The sequence below is a fragment of the Enterococcus sp. PLH-Efm8 genome, from assembly GCF_053011625.1.
This window is the reverse complement of sequence record NZ_CP172568.1, coordinates 461,765-479,060: the sequence shown is the minus strand read 5'-3', so window position 1 is coordinate 479,060 and position 17,296 is coordinate 461,765. Positions and strand designations below refer to the sequence as shown.

The 17,296-nt window shown below is 37.9% G+C and carries 16 protein-coding genes and 1 pseudogene; 2 read left to right on the top strand and 15 right to left on the bottom strand.

Going from position 1 to position 17,296, the window contains the following annotated elements; translation table 11 throughout:
- Nucleotides 1-14 precede the first annotated feature (14 nt).
- From ACIFUW_RS02295 to ACIFUW_RS02255, 9 genes are all read right to left on the bottom strand, one after another.
- Complete coding sequence (locus ACIFUW_RS02295) at nt 15-1,712, bottom strand: SpaH/EbpB family LPXTG-anchored major pilin (RefSeq protein WP_002286774.1); 1,698 nt, start codon at nt 1,710-1,712, stop codon at nt 15-17.
- On the bottom strand, nt 1,705-3,018 hold the full coding sequence (locus tag ACIFUW_RS02290; RefSeq protein WP_002286776.1) for a pilin N-terminal domain-containing protein: 1,314 nt from the start codon (nt 3,016-3,018) through the stop codon (nt 1,705-1,707). The genes ACIFUW_RS02295 and ACIFUW_RS02290 overlap by 8 nt, the downstream gene beginning before the upstream one ends.
- A complete protein-coding gene (locus tag ACIFUW_RS02285; RefSeq protein WP_002304215.1) occupies nt 3,018-6,794 on the bottom strand; it encodes a VWA domain-containing protein in 3,777 nt (1,258 codons plus the stop codon). The genes ACIFUW_RS02290 and ACIFUW_RS02285 overlap by 1 nt, the downstream gene beginning before the upstream one ends.
- A 34-nt stretch (nt 6,795-6,828) precedes the next feature.
- On the bottom strand, nt 6,829-7,287 hold the full coding sequence (locus tag ACIFUW_RS02280) for a peptidyl-prolyl cis-trans isomerase (protein WP_002286780.1): 459 nt from the start codon (nt 7,285-7,287) through the stop codon (nt 6,829-6,831).
- Nucleotides 7,288-7,583: 296 nt separating this feature from the next.
- A complete protein-coding gene (locus ACIFUW_RS02275) occupies nt 7,584-8,102 on the bottom strand; it encodes a phosphatase PAP2 family protein (RefSeq protein WP_002286782.1) in 519 nt (172 codons plus the stop codon).
- A 1-nt stretch (nt 8,103) separates the two neighbouring features.
- Nucleotides 8,104-8,721, bottom strand: a complete 618-nt coding sequence (locus ACIFUW_RS02270) for a YesL family protein (RefSeq protein WP_002286784.1) — start codon at nt 8,719-8,721, stop codon at nt 8,104-8,106.
- Complete coding sequence (locus ACIFUW_RS02265) at nt 8,718-9,572, bottom strand: carbohydrate ABC transporter permease (RefSeq protein ID WP_002286786.1); 855 nt, start codon at nt 9,570-9,572, stop codon at nt 8,718-8,720. The genes ACIFUW_RS02270 and ACIFUW_RS02265 overlap by 4 nt, the downstream gene beginning before the upstream one ends.
- Nucleotides 9,569-10,480, bottom strand: coding sequence for a carbohydrate ABC transporter permease (locus ACIFUW_RS02260; RefSeq protein WP_002286787.1), 912 nt, complete (start codon nt 10,478-10,480; stop codon nt 9,569-9,571). Before ACIFUW_RS02260 ends, ACIFUW_RS02265 begins: the two co-directional genes overlap by 4 nt.
- Before the next feature lie 40 nt (nt 10,481-10,520).
- A complete protein-coding gene (locus tag ACIFUW_RS02255; RefSeq protein WP_002286788.1) occupies nt 10,521-11,855 on the bottom strand; it encodes an ABC transporter substrate-binding protein in 1,335 nt (444 codons plus the stop codon).
- 207 nt (nt 11,856-12,062) lie between these two features.
- On the opposite strand from ACIFUW_RS02255, the gene ACIFUW_RS02250 reads away from it, so the two are divergent.
- Entirely contained in the window at nt 12,063-12,893 is an 831-nt protein-coding gene (locus ACIFUW_RS02250; protein WP_002286789.1) for a manganese catalase family protein, read from the top strand.
- 243 nt (nt 12,894-13,136) lie between these two features.
- Here the strand turns inward: ACIFUW_RS02250 and ACIFUW_RS02245 are convergent.
- The 5 genes and pseudogenes from ACIFUW_RS02245 to mazE form a co-directional block, all read right to left on the bottom strand.
- Nucleotides 13,137-13,386 (bottom strand): annotated as a pseudogene (locus ACIFUW_RS02245) (transposase).
- A 190-nt stretch (nt 13,387-13,576) separates the two neighbouring features.
- Nucleotides 13,577-13,771 (bottom strand): hypothetical protein, encoded by a 195-nt coding sequence (locus tag ACIFUW_RS02240; protein ID WP_002297028.1) that lies wholly within the window; start codon nt 13,769-13,771, stop codon nt 13,577-13,579.
- 504 nt (nt 13,772-14,275) lie between these two features.
- Complete coding sequence (locus ACIFUW_RS02235; RefSeq protein WP_002304207.1) at nt 14,276-14,461, bottom strand: hypothetical protein; 186 nt, start codon at nt 14,459-14,461, stop codon at nt 14,276-14,278.
- 849 nt (nt 14,462-15,310) lie between these two features.
- Complete coding sequence (locus tag ACIFUW_RS02230; protein WP_105468411.1) at nt 15,311-15,652, bottom strand: type II toxin-antitoxin system PemK/MazF family toxin; 342 nt, start codon at nt 15,650-15,652, stop codon at nt 15,311-15,313.
- Nucleotides 15,652-15,882: a type II toxin-antitoxin system PemI/MazE family antitoxin gene (gene mazE, locus ACIFUW_RS02225; RefSeq protein ID WP_002323011.1), complete on the bottom strand. Its 231-nt coding sequence runs from the start codon at nt 15,880-15,882 to the stop codon at nt 15,652-15,654. Before mazE ends, ACIFUW_RS02230 begins: the two co-directional genes overlap by 1 nt.
- 295 nt (nt 15,883-16,177) lie before the next feature.
- Between mazE and ACIFUW_RS02220 the strand changes: the two genes are divergently transcribed.
- Entirely contained in the window at nt 16,178-16,516 is a 339-nt protein-coding gene (locus ACIFUW_RS02220; RefSeq protein WP_002306002.1) for a hypothetical protein, read from the top strand.
- Between the two features lie 204 nt (nt 16,517-16,720).
- Here ACIFUW_RS02220 and ACIFUW_RS02215 read toward each other — a convergent pair whose 3' ends face one another.
- A complete protein-coding gene (locus tag ACIFUW_RS02215; RefSeq protein WP_002352505.1) occupies nt 16,721-17,296 on the bottom strand; it encodes an SOS response-associated peptidase in 576 nt (191 codons plus the stop codon).

The following is a 17,296-nucleotide window of genomic DNA, read 5'->3' as shown; positions in this document are numbered from 1 at the left end:
CTTATTTTTGTTGCTTATACTTCAGACTTCATTTTAGATTTACGGTACCAGCTGTACGCTCCAATCATCAAACTTATTCCGATTAGTAAGAATGCCAAGAGCCCGTTCCCACCAGTAGCAGGAAGTGACCCGCGTTTCATATTCGGTACTCTTTCTGGCCCTGGATTTTCTACTCCTACGATCTGAATTTCTTCATTATAGCTTCCATAAGAGATGATAAATTCAGTAAAGGCTGCCTCACCTGTTGGAAGTACATAACCTTCTGGCGCCATGGTCTCTTTCATTTGATAGGTTCCATAATCTAACCCTTGAACCTCAAAGTATCCATTTCCATCTGCGACAAATTCTGTTGCTTGTCCGCTTGTTGCCCACTCAATTCTATCTGCTCCTGATTCATAAACAGCTAAAGGCGACTCCCCTTTATAAAATATTGCGTATTCAGAACGGTCTTCATTCCACAATTCGAATCTTGCATCTTTAAGCAATTCACTGCTTGATGCATCATATTTTTCAAACTTTCTTCCACCTGTTGTGACTTTCTCTGGCGGCTCTACTCCTTCTTCATAATCAAATTCATCATTTCGTCCGATTTCAATAACCGCTGTGTTGTTATGGAAATCATCCGCTTCTAGTTCTGTGGAAACCTTCAAATTATACGTGATCGTTAAATCTCCTCCACGTGCATCTGCTAATCTACCTAAAGTATCTACTTTGGCTACTCCATTTTCTTCTGTCAAAATCGTCACGACAAACCCGTTGCTTACTACTTCTACTATATAATCTTGTCCTTTTGTTAAAATCGTCTCGCCGGCTCGCACTTCTATTTCCTGATCATAATAAGTTAGACCAACTGTAGGCGTATCTGTGATTTTGTAATTTTTGATAACAGCGCTTCCGTTTTCAAGGACAGAATCGATGAAATAAGGAATAGGTGCTGTGATCGTGTAAGAAGCCGTTTTTCCTCTTTCTAGATCAATATAAGAAATCGTTTCTTGTTCTCCAGCTTCATTAATAATCGTTACTTGTCTAAGGTCGCTTTCCTCTACATTCATCTGTTTATCTGCTTCTCTGATTTCGTTTTTCGGATACAAATGCACATCTGTATTGTATGTGTCTTTCCATGTAGAACCATCCCACACGCCATCCACCATATCAGGCATCATCACTGGCATCATAACAACCATTGGAGACGCGATTCTGGAAATATGAGCTGGCGAATAAGTTTCTAAGAAAAGATAGACTTTATCTCTAGAAGAAGGTGCTTCTTCCGTCACTTGGACGGTAGAGAATACCGCTTCTCCAGCTTCATTCGTTGTTTGTTTGTCAATACTTGTCAGTCGATATTTTAAAAACCAACTTTCTGTGTGCCGTTTTTGAATCCATTCAATCGCTTCGGCAGAATTAAGACCGTCTTCTCGTTCCGGTGTTAAAGGATTATCTCGAATCAAATCGTAATATACTTCCGTTACGTCAAACAAATCAAAATCGACTCCTGGAATATTTTCTTCACCAAAATCCGTAGAAACCAATCCGCTATTCGGTCGTTCTTCCGGAACAGATGAGAAACCTTTTTTGTGTAATGTAATCGTCACTTCACTTGGTTTTTGTGCGACTTCTTCGGCTTTGACTAGTTTTCCGTTCCCGAAAATCCCTATTCCCGCAGTAACGAGTAACAGTACACTCATTCCCGTGACAATCATTTTTTTATTCATTTTTTTCTCCCCGTTCTTTTTTTATTAATAAAACAGCACCTAACAATAAAAGAATTCCTAGTAAAGAAATCAACGTTCTTGCTTCATTCGTTTGCGGGAATACGGACCATTTTCCTGATTGACCTGGATTGCTTGGACCACTCGGCTCTTTCGGTTTGTCCGTTGTTTCTTTTACGGTCTCGTTATAAACACGTGGTGTTGCGGATTCATAGGCAGAGACTGGAACTTTCCCGGATTCTAATTCAGCCATCTCCTGTCCGTTAACTACTACATATTGTGGTTGGCCTTTTGCATCCACCCAAAATTCAGGGATGATGACCTCGATTCTCTTACTTGCTTCATCCATCTCGTAACCTTCCACACCTTTTAATTCTTCAAAATAATAGGTGCCAGAAGGCAAGAAACGTTGTCCTGTCGTAACAAGGCCCTCTTTATCCGAAATGAATTTGCTTACATTTTTGTCATTCAAAGGATCATTGTCTGCTGGTTTGATCCATTGATTTTTCAAGTCATTAGCAGGAGCCATATCTAAATAATATTTCCCCCCTTCTATCATCTGATATAGAGCAAAAACAGCACCTTCTAATGGTTTTCCTTTTTCAGTTGTTCCTCTTTGACGTCCATACTTGAAGAAGTATGGATCTCTTAGATAACCGACATTTTTAGGATAGATATGAATCTCTTGCAGTTCCTCGGTTGATTCTGTCGGGTGATAAATTGGCAAAATAGCAGCAATTGGGATAGCTGTCTGATCGATATCAACATCCAATCCAACTTCTGGATCAATCGATTCTTCGAAAATCAAATAAACTGCATCCCGATCTTGGTTTTTCTTAGGTGCTTTGATACGTGCAATCCCGTCTCCTAATCCGCCAACCGTATCTTTCCCAGTTGTTACCGAAGTCCCTATTTGGACAAGCCTTTCTTCTGTGATTAGCTGACGGATATTGTTTCTGTTCGTTTCAGCGATTTGCTGGACGAATTCTTTAGGAGTCATGTTTTCAGCAGCTTTTTTTTCATGATAATAATCGGTCATGTCGTAAATGGCAAATGTCGCTCCATTTAGTGGCACCGTCTGTGAAATGATATCTGCTGTTTCCCCTGCTTCCTCAGAGATAGCCAAGCCATCATTTTCATGGTATTCAAATTGATCGTTATAATCGATATCTCGAATCATCCGTTTATGCAACACGAATTCCACGACATCTTCCCCTGATTCTTCTGCCGACATCGCATGTGGAAGAAGGACTGCTGCAAGCGGTAGTAAAACAAGTAATTGAAGCATCAAACACAACAGCTTTTTCATTACCTTGCTCCCTCCTTTTTAGATTGTCTGACAAACAAACCATAGGCTGCTCCTGCAAGCGCCATGAAGAATGCAGCAAGCAGGATATAGAATAATCGTCCGGATCCTCCTGTAGCAGGCAACGGATTTTCAGGATCGTTCCCGACACTAAGCTGTAATCTGATTCGATTTGTCTCCAAAAGTTCATATTCTAACTCTTGCTGTAGATCAGGCGTCTCTGCTTCTTCGTTTGGATAATACGAAATCTCAACTTTTAGTGTACCCGCTTCTTTTCCTGGAACTACCCGATCATTTTCTATGTCAGGTTCTTCTCGATAACTAATTTCTAAAATAAAGTAACCTGGAAGTTTTCTATAGCTGTCAGGTGACTTCACTTCCTTGATCCGATAGACCCCTTCCAACAAGTCTGAAGCATTGAATAGGGAAGAATCGTTTGGATCTGGTGCCAAGCCTCCCTCGATGATTTCATACTCTCCTGCACTATTTTGTTTCTCAATTGAAAATTCTGCGCCTTCAAGACGTCGGCTATTCATACTGTCAATTTTCAAAAGTTCCAAATCGATTGGCGCTAGTTCATCTTCTAAGGTTACTTGTAGTACACCATCGATGATTTCATAGCCTTCCGGCAAGGGAGCAGTTTCGTCTTCGATGACCGTATCTTCAATGATAAACTTACCTTCTTCATTCAGTGCAAACTGGAACACTTGATCAGATAGCCGATACCCATTTGGTGCGACAGATTCCGAGACCTCATATTCACCAATAGACAGATGCAGAGGTTGGTCGTAATTTAAATCGACATACTTTTCTACTCCTACGGCACGAGAATAGAAGTATCCGATCCCAGGCAAACGTTTCGATTCTTCTGGTTCTAACGGATTACCAGTGTATGCTCGATACAGCGGGAAGGAAGAATCCCCCACTTTCCTGATATCGAAACCTGCACCATCTAATGTATGGCCTTCATGGTCTAATTTTCTAACTCGGATCTCCCGATAATCAAACGTATTGTAAGCAGTGAATGCTACCCATAAACGATCCTCTTCATCTGTTGTATACGTGAGATATTGCCAATTTTCTTCACCTGTTTGCTTGAGTTGGATAGTCCCTATAGCATTATCGTAAAGTCGCAAGATCCATGTGTCATTTTCATCAGGTTCTTTGAAACCTTCTGGGTTCTGGCTCTCAATGATTTTGTATTCTGCATAGTTGGTAGTTTCTTCACTATCCTTATAAACAAATGAATCTGGCTCTCCGATTGGATGAATAACTTTCTCACCATCCACGATTACATATTTCCCGTCTTCATCTACTGAATAGAACGTGAGTCTCCCTTTCTCTTCCTCTACTTCGTTCACACCAGAAAGCCCTTTCGCTACTGGATATCCGATTTCCAGTCCGTTACCATCTGTTTCATAAAGTTCAAACTCTGCGCCATTGATTGGCATATTACTGCCTTCAATTAGTTTATTGATATTCATGTGGATTGGCTTGAATTCATTTCGCATTTCCAGTTTGACATACAACTCATCATACTCTGTGCCTTCTATGTTAGGCTCTTGTACAACAGAAAGCTTGTGATATTCTCCTTCATAATAGGAATTCGGATCTTTACCTTCCGGTCCGCCGACTCTCGAACCAGATGTATATTCATCTACAAGCTCGTAGTGACCTAACATCTCATCTTCGTTGGCTGCATATTTTTTGATTTGGAATTGATACGTCTCATCTACTAACTGATAACGTGGTGGTCCAGCGATCTCTCTGATCCAAAATATGTCGCTGACTGCTCCAGTTTCATCTCCTAAAATCGGCATCTTCGTTTCAAAGATCGCTATTCCGTCCGTGGTAGTTTTACTTGTTTCGATTGGTTCGGCTTCCCCACTCTCTGGATTTTGGTCATATAATGCAAATTCGACTCCAGCCAACGGCTCGCCATTTTGACCCTTCTTGCTGACTTGGAAATTACGGCCTTTATGTTCGTAACGAATGGAAGAAGATGGGAAATACATCCGTCCAGTAGTGATATCATTCTCATAATCCTCCAGGTTCTGAATATAGGCCATATTGTTCACTGTGCAAAAATTTCCGTCTTGAGCTCCCGCATCAAGTTTTACTTGGTACTTGATCCTGACCATTTCCCCTTCACCTAAAGAAATCGGAGAAAATTTATAAGCTTGGTTTTCCCGTCCGACATACGTTGTCGGAGTCGCCACTACTTCTGGTGGGGCTTGTCCATGACGTTCTTCATCCCATATTTCTGGCTCTTGGTACTTCATGCCGTTTTCTCCTGGATCTAGATGGTAAAACTGAATATCTGCCGATCTGCCAGCTCCAAATGGTGAGACATTAAAACCAGTTTCATCATAAAGTGTGGCTTGCTGGATCGTTCTCTTGAAGGTAGAAGAGATATCCTCCAAGGCTGTAACAATGTCATTCTTGTTGTTCGCATTGTAATATCGCGGTGTTACGCCATCTTCTTCTAAATCAGCAATATTTTTCAATACATTTCGTCCAATAGCATCTAGTCGTTGTCTCCCGCTAACGTTTCCATCGATTCCTAAACCAATGGAGAAGATACTTGGCGGGTTCTCTTGATACTTGTTTTTCAGCCAATGATGATAAGCAACTGTGTTGATCGCAGATGACTTTTCTTGCGAAGTAGGACTGCCATTCGTATTGTTATTAGAAGAACCATCACCAACCCAGTGAGTCGCTTTATTATCTCCTTCTTTTACCTCTCCATAACGATAGTGTACATTTACTTCATCTTCTGGACGGTTAAAGTCAGATGCATAGGTAACTGGATGAGTAAACCCTGCATTAGAAGTATTCCCAGAAAACTCCTCAAAATTTCTGAACAAAACGTCATTATCTTCAGCAATCTTATCTTCCATCACAGTCCAGTTGCTCCAAGCTCCATTAGTGCTCGTACGATAACTTGACTGAATCGGTGCATAACTGAAGGTCGGTGTCCCATCTCCCACAACGATTAGGATTTTTTCTGGATTTCTATTTTCTCCGCCATTGTCTTTATACAATGTTTCATAGCCATTTTTAAGCCCTAGTGTAAGCGGAGTTCCTCCGATTGGTGTACGATTTAATGCTGTATTCTCACTTCCCGTCAAACGATTGATATCATTTGTCAATGGAAAGATGTCCGAACTGATTTGCTCATGGTTATTGATAGCTGTACTATTATGGTAAAAATTCACCATACCGATTCGAATATCCAGACTCGGGTCAGAGAGCAGATCTTTACTCATTTCGTTTACTGCCTCAATCAACGCAGCATTTTTAGTTTGACTATTGGTCCCAGCGGTTAATTCACTCATACTCGCTGACTTATCTAGAACAAAAACGATATCGATTGGACTGATTTCCTTTTTCTCGCCCCCGATGACATCTAGATAGACATTGTAAAGGGTTGTTGCATCTTCAGGATGTAGATCAGATGCTGTGCTGCTTGGCAGAACAGGTTCTACCCATTTTTTGATGTACGCCCCGTTATAATCCAAGTAACTGTTTTCAAAATTCCGTTCATTTCCCCAAAGCTGAACGGTTTGAGCTGGAACGTTTCTATCTTCTTCGCCTGCAGTTGATCCATTATTAGTAGCATAGTCGTAATTTCGCCAGTTCGCTCCCCCGTTTGTATAATCACTATCATCGATCAAGTTCTCTCCGTCATATGGCGAGCCTTTGTCTCCTTGATAGCGTTCATTGCTTTGTGTCCAATTTCCTAACACTTTTGTATAGTCATTCGTTGTAAACTTCATCTATTCTTTCATCAACCACCACTTGAAGAGGTAGTTACCCTTCGTTCACATCGGGGATCTTTTCTGTTTCAAAAATCAATGTGCCGGTTTCTGCTTCTTTTGAATAAACTTTTCCGACATACCATTCTTGACCATCGATCGTCTCGACTTTTAGGTCTTCTCCATCTTCATCATAGGAGGATAGACCTGTTCCACGAACGTTTTTTACGGTACCAATCCCGGCGGCTGCCGCATCGATTGCTAAACGTATTCTACCTTCATTGGCACTTTCCTTTTTTTCAAAAGCCAGATGCCATTCAAGGGTTTCTTCTTTTTCAATATACTTCCCTTCAATTTTTGCATAGTCCTCATCTAAGAATACCTCATCCTCCTTTGTTTCTGTTGACTCAGCAGCTACATCCAGGGTCGTCATATGATAGACTGACTGGAAATATGGTCCAAATAGCAAACTGACAGTTACTAACTGCAAAAGCTTCAATTTTAACCCTTTCACATCCTTATACTCCTTTCAAAAATATTTGTCTTCTTTCACAACAATCAACAAAACAATGCCCATCTAATTATAATTTAATTTAATTTTAATTTTAAATCAAATGATATCCTTTTTAGTTAAAAACACCAATTATACAACATTTATTATTAAAATTAAATTATAAAATTTTATAACGTTCTCATTTAACAAAACTTAAGTTATTAAGACAAATGAATAAACAACTACGCTTTCCTCGAAACAAAAAAATAAAGCACAAATGCGCATTTACGCACTCATGCTTTATTCGTACAATTAATTCAGATAACGGCAGCGCATAGGATGCCAATAACACTTCCTAAAATAGCTCCTCCTAAAATGTCAGTAGGATAATGTAAAAGTAAAAAAATCCTCGAATAAGCGATCAAACAAGCAAATAAAAAGGCTAATATTCCTGCAACTGGACTTAATTCGAACAACGCAGCTACTGATAAAAAGGCTAGCGCTGTATGTCCTGAAGGAAAAGAAGAAGTCTTCGGTTTACTTGTGTAAAGGACAAGCCGACGATTTTTTTCATAAGGTCTTTTCCGTCTTGTCGTTTTTTTGATAAAAAGCAAACCAACAAAAAAATAGATCAAACTGCCGATAAGAATGGCTAGACCATATTCTCTAGTATCAGGTATCAAGACTAAAACAGCAGCAAGGAGCAACCAAATAAAACCACCATTAGAGATATTACTGATAAATTTCAAAAAATTGATTTTTCGACTATCCGTTTTCCGTTGCTTGGCGAACTTGTTGATAATACTATCATCGATTTTAGCAATCAAACGCAACATGTTATTCCTCCTTTTTAAGAACCTTTTCTTGCGTACGATGGATAAAAAGCAGGACTTGAAAATAAAACAAGAAACTGAAACCTAATAAAGCAAAATAGATTGGTCCTGCAAACCAGAATGCGACAAGAAGGATCAACGTGCCTGCCAAATAGAAAAGCGCGCTTTTGAAATCATTAAAAAACAAGAAAAATGCAGTAATCCAAGAAGCTTCTTTTTGTTCCAGTTGAAGCAAGATTTTGTAACTAAAGAGAAGCGCGCTTAATAGAAGCAAAAACAACGTAGTATACATCAATGTATAGCCAATTCCCCCACCCCAATAGCGGAAAATCTGATAATCGATCAATAGAAGAAGAAAATAAACACTTGCTAAACTATCTTGCTTTCCATAAAGAGAGAAGTTCTCACGAAACTTTTTCCAGAATAGTGAACCGAGCTTTTTCTCTTCATTTTTTTTGTAATGATAAATCATATACAGAACTGTTCGACTTGCAGTTCCTAATGTGAAAACAGGCAAGACGCACAGGAACCATAGTAGCTGTAAATGGATAAGACGTGGAATCCATTCAATGATTTCTAAGAAATAATCATTGGCTTTTTTACCAATCGATCGATTCATCATCCTTTTGAACCTCCTGTCAAATCCATCCCTTCAATGAAATAACGTTGTGCAAAAAAGAACAGCAAAATCGTCGGGATCAAGACAAGTGTTGCTCCTGCCATCAGATAATTCCATTGTGTCGTTGCTTGGTTCTGAAAAACTTGCAAGCCAATCTGTAACGTGTATTTTTCTTGATCTTGGATATATAACAGAGGACCTAAGAAATCATTCCAAGCTGCGTTGAAGGAATTGATCGCAATGGTAATCAAGGCAGGTTTCGTCAATGGAAGCATCAAATGACTCCAAATATACAAATGATTCGCTCCGTCGATTTCAGCAGCTTCGATCAATTCATTATTGATCGATAAGTAAAATTGACGCATCAGAAATATATTGAACGCATTGCCGAAGAACGATGGAACGATCAGGGGCAAATAAGTACCTACCCAGCCGATCTTGGAGAATAATACATATTGAGGGATCATCGTTACAAACCCCGGGATCATCATCGTAGAAAGAACCAAAGCAAACATCAGCTTTTTCCCAGGAAAATCAAGCTTCGCAAATCCATAAGCAATAAAAGAATTTGAAAGGACATTACCGATCACTACTAGCACAGTGATGAATAATGTATTTCTTGCATAGCGCCAAAAAGGAAAGGCGGCAATCGTATCCAGATAGTTTTCCCATACGATTTTTTCTGGGAAAAAGGTCGGAGGATAACGAACGATTTCTTCCATTGGTTTCAATGAAGTAAACACCATCCAAAGCAATGGAATGATCAAAATGATTCCTATTACTGTCATGAGGACATAACTTAGTATTTTTTTTGTTTGCCGATTCACACTGGTCTTTTTGAAATAATCCATCATTTGCCGTCACCTCCAGAATAATAGACCCACTTAGGTGCAAGCTTCAAATTGACAAACGTCAGAACCAACACGATCAGAAACAGGATCATTGACATAGCCATCGCATAACCCATATCAAAAGCTACGAACGCCTTGTTCCACATATGCAGATTATAAAAAAGCAAAGAATTTGCAGGTCCGCCTGTTCCATTTTTCGTCATGACATAAGCTTCTTGAAAAATTTGGAAAGAACCGATCGTAGAGGTGATCACATCGTAAAAAATAATAGGAGTGATTAATGGCAAAGTAATACTTTTGAACTTTCCCCAAACGCCTGCTCCATCGATTTCTGCTGATTCATATAAAGATCTAGGAACATTTTGTAATGTAGCTAAGTAAAGTAGCATTGCTCCTCCAGAACTCCATATTTTCATCAAAATCAACGCAGGTTTCGTCCATTGTGGATCAAACAGCCAAGCTGGTCCAGGGATATGGAACCAGCCCAGAAATGTGTTGATCAATCCTGCAGATGGAGAAAGCAGCTGCATCCATAAGATGTAGACTGCTACTCCTGATAAGACTGCCGGTAAATAGAAAGCTGTACGGAATACACTGATTCCTTTGATTTTTTGATTGAGTACTGTGGCTAAAAACACACTGAAAATCGTCGTCAGCGGTACATTGAAGATGACGAAATAAACGGTGTTGTATAACGATTTCCAAAATAAATCATCGTGAACGAACATTCTTTTGAAATTTGCTAGACCAATGAAATTCATCTTGGATGTCAAATTATAATCGGTGAAACTACCAATAACTGAAAAAAGCATAGGCCCTAGCATAAATACCAAGAACCCGATAATAAAAGGCGAGATAAATAAATAGGCCCATCTTGCTTCTTTTTTCTTTCGGATAGATAAACGCTTCAAATTTTCTTGCCTCCTCTGTACCTAGACAGTCAAAAATGGATTATTGATTTTGCTTGACTAAGTTTTCTACTGCTTTTTGTGCATCTGCCAATCCTTCTTTTGGTGATTTTGTTCCTAAAAGAATCTGGTCAATCTGTTCATTCACTAATGTCGTGTAATCCGGAGCATCTAAAGGAACTGGTGTGATCACCGTATTTTTAAAGTTTTCGTCCGCCATTTGATAGATCATTTTTCCTTTATCCGTTAGGTTGTCATTATTCACTAAATTCTCATTGGCTGTCTTGCTCGCCATGATATCAAAACTTTTTTCGCCGAATTTTTCTTGTACTTCTGGAGAAGAAAGATATTTGATGAATTCATAAGAGGCCTCAGGATCTTTTGCTCCGTATGGTACTTCCAAGACGAATCCGCCACCCCACGACCAATGGCCTGAACCTTCTTCTTTTTCTGGGAGCTGCATCACGCCAAAATCAAAATCATCCGGTGCATTTTCCATCAAACTAGAGTAATAATTGATATTTTGGGCACGCATGGCTACTAATCCGGAAATAAATGGATCAGATACACCAGACCCAAATTCGGCTTCTAATTTATTGATCGTATTTTTCCCATAATAATCTTGCCAGTCTTGGATCCACTCCAAGGCTTCCACTTTATTTTTAGTATCAATCTTGACTTTTTCATCTTTGTCAAACCAACTAGTCCCGTTATCTGCGTTTAGCGCCCATACATCAGCCCCTAAATTCCATAATGGATAAAAACCGATGCGTGTAAATTCTTTTCCTTCTTTTTTATCTAGTTTACGTGCTGTTTCTTCTAATTCATCCCAAGTTGTCGGTAGATCTTGTTCACTGATTCCAGCTTCTTTAAATAACTTTTTATTATAAAAAATGACTTGTGTATCTGTATTGAATGGGATCGCATAAGGATCACCTTCATATTCTACTGTATCCCAAAGCTGCGGATAAAAATCCTTAGAAGTGTCTTTTTCTACATATTTGGAGAGATTAGTTGCTTGCTGTGCTTCTGCTCTTTGGGCAACGGAATTTATGTCCTGTACAATAACATCGGGTGCATTTCCAGCTGTTATTGCAGATAAAGATTTAGTCCAGATGTCACCCCATGGCTGATACTTATAATTTACATGGATCTCGTTTTGTGATTGATTGAAATCCTCAATGATTTCTTCGATAGCTTCTTTTCGTGCACCGGATCCCCAAAAGGACCAGAAATCAATATTTTTTCTTCCATCACTTGTTTTTTCAGAAGAATTTGCTGCACTTGAACTGGCATCGCTTGCATTACTTGATCCGCATCCTCCTAATAAAAACAATGCTGAACTTGCCAGCAACCCTGTAAACAATAATTTTTTCATATTTTACCTCCAAATTTTAATGTAACCGATGCCGGTTTTAATATAACGATATCATTTTGTTCTGAAAATAACAATTTATAAGGTATGATTCTAAAAAAATTATTAATGATACCAATACTTTATATAATTCGCGAGCGCTTTCTTTGAATTTTTTAATCTTTCGTAGCAGAATGAGAATGTATTAAAAATAGATTAGGAGGAATTTTGATGTTTAGACACCAGAAAGAATTGCAGTTTGAAGCAAAACCAGATCGTCCGAATCCATTAATCGCGAAATATCTGCAGGAGCTGATCGGCGGCCAATATGGCGAGATGAGTGTAGCTATGCAGTACCTGTTCCAAGGCTGGAGCTGCCGAGGAGAAGAAAAATATAAAGATATGCTGATGGACATTGCAACAGAAGAAATCGGCCACGTGGAAATGTTGGCGACAATGGTTGCTCGTTTATTAGAGGGTGCGCCTGTTGAAGATCAAGAAGCAGCGATGCAAAAAGATCCAACAATCGGTGCCATTATCTCTGGAATGAATCCACAGCACGCGATCGTAGCTGGCTTAGGACCTCGTCCTGCTGACAGCGTGGGCAATCCATGGAGCGGTGCCTATATCATTGCGAGTGGCAACTTGTTAGCAGACTTTAGAGCTAATTTAAATGCCGAATCACAAGGAAGACTTCAAGTAGCACGTATTTACGAAATGATCGATGATCGTGGCGTAAAAGATATGCTGTCTGTTCTCCTTGCAAGAGATAGCTATCATCAAAATCTATGGGAATGTGCAGTGAAAGAATTAGAAGAAAAAGAAGGTTCAATCTTAGTCCCAAGTACTTTCCCGCGTGACAAAGAACGAAAAGACATTGCTTATGACTTCTATAACTTCTCAGAGGGAGACCAAAGTAGTGAAGGTTCTTGGGCTAGTGGCAAAGCACTGGATGGCGAAGGCGAATATCAATGGTTGAAAGAACCTAAGATCGAAGGCGCTGCACCAAAATTAGAACCAGTAACACCAAAAATGTATGGGACACCTCCATTCAAGAAATAAATATCTACCCGTAGAAACACCCGTTTTTTGTTCCACACGCTTTGTGAGCAAAACTGACTAAAGTCATTAATCATAACCACCCTTCAAAAGGGTGGTTTTCTCTAGAGCTATAAGCTCAAATCACCGGCCAGCGCCTAAAGACGCTGGCTTTCATATTTTATGTTCAAGCCATATTGCCTTTGCCAGTTTTGCCCACCTCTTAAAAGGTTTATGTACTACTCCTTAGCCCTTAAAAGGATCGTCTTACTCTCGTACACTCAGCTTATCTAACGCACTATCATGTTTTTCTTGTTCTTGAATGTACTTTTTGATGGTCGCTTCATTTTGTCCTACTTTTGTCACATAGTATCCTTCCACCCAAAAGTGTCGATACCCAAATTTATATTTTAGATTTGCACAATCTCTTGATGATCTCCTGAATATTGGCTCGATATTGATTATAAATTATTTTTCTTCTATACTTTGGTGTGAATACAATGTGGTATTTACACATCTACTTTGTACGGGCTAAACTATTTCCCTTTATTGCTCCACCCGCATAGCAAGTGGTTTTGTATTTCAATCGCTCGGCGCGCTCAATTAGGTCTAAAGACAATAAATCTAAAAACCCGCTGCTTCACTGACAGAAACAACGGGTTTTCAGAAAAAAATGAAATGAAAAAGATCTCTTACGGCAATCTATTTTATTTTTTTGATTTTTTATAAATGGAAAATGCTTCAAGAAGTCCAAGAAATAAAGCCGTATAAAAACAAGAACCTATGAAATCTTTATTTATTAGATATTCAACAGAAATCCCGATAACACTAGCCAACAATATATTTATCAGAAGTGTAAAATAAGGATGCTTTTTATAGAATAGAACTAGTGTTGTTTTCATAGACTCTCCTTTCTTCATATTTCCAATTAATCACAAATTCACGGCATTACTAGAAAAATTAAAGGGGCGCAGAAGTGGAAAAATACTCTTCGACTTTCCCTACAAACCAGGCCATCTTGTGTTTAATAACTATACCAAATCTAAGGTACCTCTAAATCTAAATTCCATTTGTGGCGGTGACCTCCAATTTTTAACTCTTCTATCTCCCATCCAGTATACATAACCTTGATACTTCGACCACTTATATATCGAACACACAAATACCTATCCATTGCAGGAGTACTACCTAACTTAGTTGCTACTTGCATCTAAATAACAGCTGAAAAGATAGGACTTACTCTTAGTAAAGTATCTGAACTATTAATTTTTAAACTATCATTTTTATCCTCAACTACATGCACATCTGTTGCAACTTCACTTTCTGTCTCATCCAGATAAATGATTAAGGAATCGGGAATTGCAATATCTTCAGCTGACGCTGGAATAGTTGAGCTAAATTAGTCATCATATCTTTATTATAAAATAACCAACAGCAAAAAATACAATGAAAAACAAACTTGGAACTAATGTATCATTAATAAATGTTGAAAAATTCAGCAACTCATTACTGTATGATTTTAGCAGCCCAACCAACATATACCCTATAAAAGCTAATAAGATGGTTAGGAATCCTTTAGAATTTTTACTCATTCATAGACACTTCCTTAAATAACTTTTATTATAGAAGGTATTGTAAATAATAATATTGACAAAAAGTGACTCAAAATAAAAAAAAACTTACATTATACTGGAATGAACTGTATTGATAGTGTACCTAAAAGCTCTACTGACATAAGATCGTGTAATCGGTAAAGTAATTTTATTAATTATACGGGATGTAATCAATTAGAGAATAAACTAATCATAAAAGGTACTTTTACATTCATAATTGTCGCTTTGAGATTCTACTTTGGTTCACTATCTGACCCAATTGCACATTTTCGATCATTACAAGTATTGGTGTCGTTAGAACAACTAAATAAAAACTAGCGGTAGATTTTTCAGAATCTATGCTAATTTCTGTATGGATGTTCCAGTGATGGCAAATTTCTCTTTTCATTGTTTTTCTTGTCGCATGATATGCCTTTTTGTGTTATTCAGTTAAACTATAGAAATTCTTTCCTAGACAGATCTTGATCCCAAATTTTACGTTTTTGAGCATCGATATAGTTTAAAATGACATTACTCATATCTAAAGAGTTTAGATTTTTTAGGACTAAAACTGTCAGTTGTTCTTTTTCTTCTTTCTGTTAAAGTATTGTCGCGACTTTTCGTATACGTTAAGATATGTCGTGAAAAAACAAGTTTTGTGACACAAAAAAACGAATGACTTGAGGAAATCACCTCAATCATTCGTTTAAAATGCTATATATTCTTTAGTTTAAGATACGGAAATTAATGCCATCGACCACACTAGTAGAATGAACGACATTTACTTGGCCTTTTTTTAATTTCGTTATGTTTAGCATATAAAAATATTATAGAGTTTACTTACAATGCTTAAAACATATACTGTATAATCTGATCAATTTTAGCCATGTCTTGCAATGGTAAGTTTTCTATTTTTTTGAGTTTTCGTTCCTTAAAATCAAGAGATTTTAATTGTGTAATAATTACTTGTCCTTTTATATCTAGCTCTTCAGGTAATGAGTAACGTGTCGGTAAATTCTTTATAGTGGAAGTAATTGGACGTATGACCGAAAACATTGTTTTACGGTTAAATTCATAACGAGAGACGACTAGTCCTGGTCGTCTTTTTTGAATTTCTTTTCCTACGGAGGGATCAAAATCAATCCATACAATATCACCTTTTTTAGGAATATAAATTCTTTCTTCTGACACTATAAAATTTCTCTCCCTTCAGGAGTTAAATCTTCCCATTCGTCTTTCTCATAATACTCGGCCTCTTCCCCACCACTAAATGGATCTTCAATTTTTGGAACTAACGTAATTGTTCCATCATCAGAATACACAACGATATATTCTTGGTTTTCTGAAGGTTTCTTTCCGTTATCAGAAGGTAAAGTTACCACTACAGAACTTCCTTGTAATCTAGATTTTGTAACAAGCATTATCATCACTCCCTTAATAAAAGTATACTATATAACACTAAGTAACGCAAAATTCCCCTTTGTAAACTATCTAGAAAATTGTTTTGTTTAAAGTATATCTTATTGGATATAAATAGAAATAAATTGTAGCCAGTTCATTTTTTCTTTAAATAAAAAAATAATCCAAGAAACATTGAACCTATGGATCCAAAAGCTACCCAAATACTATAGCTAACTCCCCGCTACCTTCAATCTTGCAGATAAAACGCTTTGGAAAAAAATCGAGAAAATCGCAAAGACGACAGGCCATCCTATCATGCCTGATTATAAACAAAAAGCTGGCTATTCCTTTTGCTCTGACAAATTTCAATTGGGAAAGTTCACGAAACTAGCAGGTGAAGAAGTTTCAACTGTTCGGATTAAAGAATGCCCGATTCAAATAGAAACGTTGGTTCAACGAATTTCAACTAGAGAAGACTTTGCTATTGTAGAATGTGAGATCGTAGCTATTTTTGTAGAAGAAGGGATTTTACATGATCCAACTCATATCAATGTGGATAAATGGCAACCTCTTATCTATAAACTCAGAGAATATACAACTGCCAACCAGTCGTTAAGTTTGAATTTTAGATTCCAAGAATTCAAAGAGTCATAATGATAAACATCATTAGGTATAAATAAAAAAGACTCGCAGAACGAGTAAAAAACAAATAGAAGCTATACCTTAGAAAGGTCGACTGTGACTCTATAGATGCAGTATATGCAGCTTATGAGCATTTCTTCTGTTCTCTTTGTTTTTGGGATCTGTGCTGAAGTCTTTTTCGTTTTTTGCCGCTCTTTCTTTGAAAAATCGATTATGTTATACCTTCTCCATTACTAATTCAGGCATCTGTTGAGTAATGATTTTTCGCGCAAAAGAAACATCTGTTACCCAAGGTTCGATTTGTTCTTCAGTCAAGACAAGCGGCATTCGGTCATGGATTGGTGCGACTGTGCGGTTAGGTTCAGTAGTCATTATGATTGATTCTGCCATTTTTTCATCCTGATGGCTACGATAAAAACCGCCAATATACACTATTTTTTCCTTATTTGAAAACATAAATTTGTCTTTTTCTTCATTCCACTCATAAAAGCCACTCATTGGGAAAACACAACGATTTTGCAAAAATGGTTGATGAAAGGTCTTTTTTTCTTCTACTGTCTCTGCACGGGCATTAATCATCAATTGTCCTTTTTTAAATCCGGTAAATCCCCACTTCATGATTTCCGGAGTGAGGATGTTTTCTTCCTCTTTTCTTAACGTCACAACAAGATTTGACGGAAAAACTTCTCCAGCTGCTAATTCTGCTGCCTGCTCCGGTTGTTTCGTCTGGGCTTCTCGATAATAATTCTGAAGGAGCTCTGACTCTAGATCAAAAAAATAACGACCACACAT

Excerpts from the sequence above, each read along its gene's own strand:
- ACIFUW_RS02295 (WP_002286774.1), bottom strand. The coding sequence starts at position 1,712 with ATGAATAAAAAAATGATTGTCACGGGAATGAGTGTACTGTTACTCGTT.
- ACIFUW_RS02290 (WP_002286776.1), bottom strand. The coding sequence starts at position 3,018 with ATGAAAAAGCTGTTGTGTTTGATGCTTCAATTACTTGTTTTACTACCG.
- ACIFUW_RS02240 (WP_002297028.1), bottom strand. The coding sequence starts at position 13,771 with ATGAAAACAACACTAGTTCTATTCTATAAAAAGCATCCTTATTTTACA.
- ACIFUW_RS02250 (WP_002286789.1), top strand. The coding sequence starts at position 12,063 with ATGTTTAGACACCAGAAAGAATTGCAGTTTGAAGCAAAACCAGATCGT.
- ACIFUW_RS02265 (WP_002286786.1), bottom strand. The coding sequence starts at position 9,572 with ATGATGGATTATTTCAAAAAGACCAGTGTGAATCGGCAAACAAAAAAA.
- ACIFUW_RS02285 (WP_002304215.1), bottom strand. The coding sequence starts at position 6,794 with ATGAAGTTTACAACGAATGACTATACAAAAGTGTTAGGAAATTGGACA.
- ACIFUW_RS02235 (WP_002304207.1), bottom strand. The coding sequence starts at position 14,461 with ATGAGTAAAAATTCTAAAGGATTCCTAACCATCTTATTAGCTTTTATA.
- ACIFUW_RS02255 (WP_002286788.1), bottom strand. The coding sequence starts at position 11,855 with ATGAAAAAATTATTGTTTACAGGGTTGCTGGCAAGTTCAGCATTGTTT.
- ACIFUW_RS02215 (WP_002352505.1), bottom strand. The coding sequence starts at position 17,296 with ATGTGTGGTCGTTATTTTTTTGATCTAGAGTCAGAGCTCCTTCAGAAT.
- ACIFUW_RS02270 (WP_002286784.1), bottom strand. The coding sequence starts at position 8,721 with ATGATGAATCGATCGATTGGTAAAAAAGCCAATGATTATTTCTTAGAA.
- mazE (WP_002323011.1), bottom strand. The coding sequence starts at position 15,882 with ATGCTTGTTACAAAATCTAGATTACAAGGAAGTTCTGTAGTGGTAACT.
- ACIFUW_RS02275 (WP_002286782.1), bottom strand. The coding sequence starts at position 8,102 with ATGTTGCGTTTGATTGCTAAAATCGATGATAGTATTATCAACAAGTTC.
- ACIFUW_RS02220 (WP_002306002.1), top strand. The coding sequence starts at position 16,178 with ATGCCTGATTATAAACAAAAAGCTGGCTATTCCTTTTGCTCTGACAAA.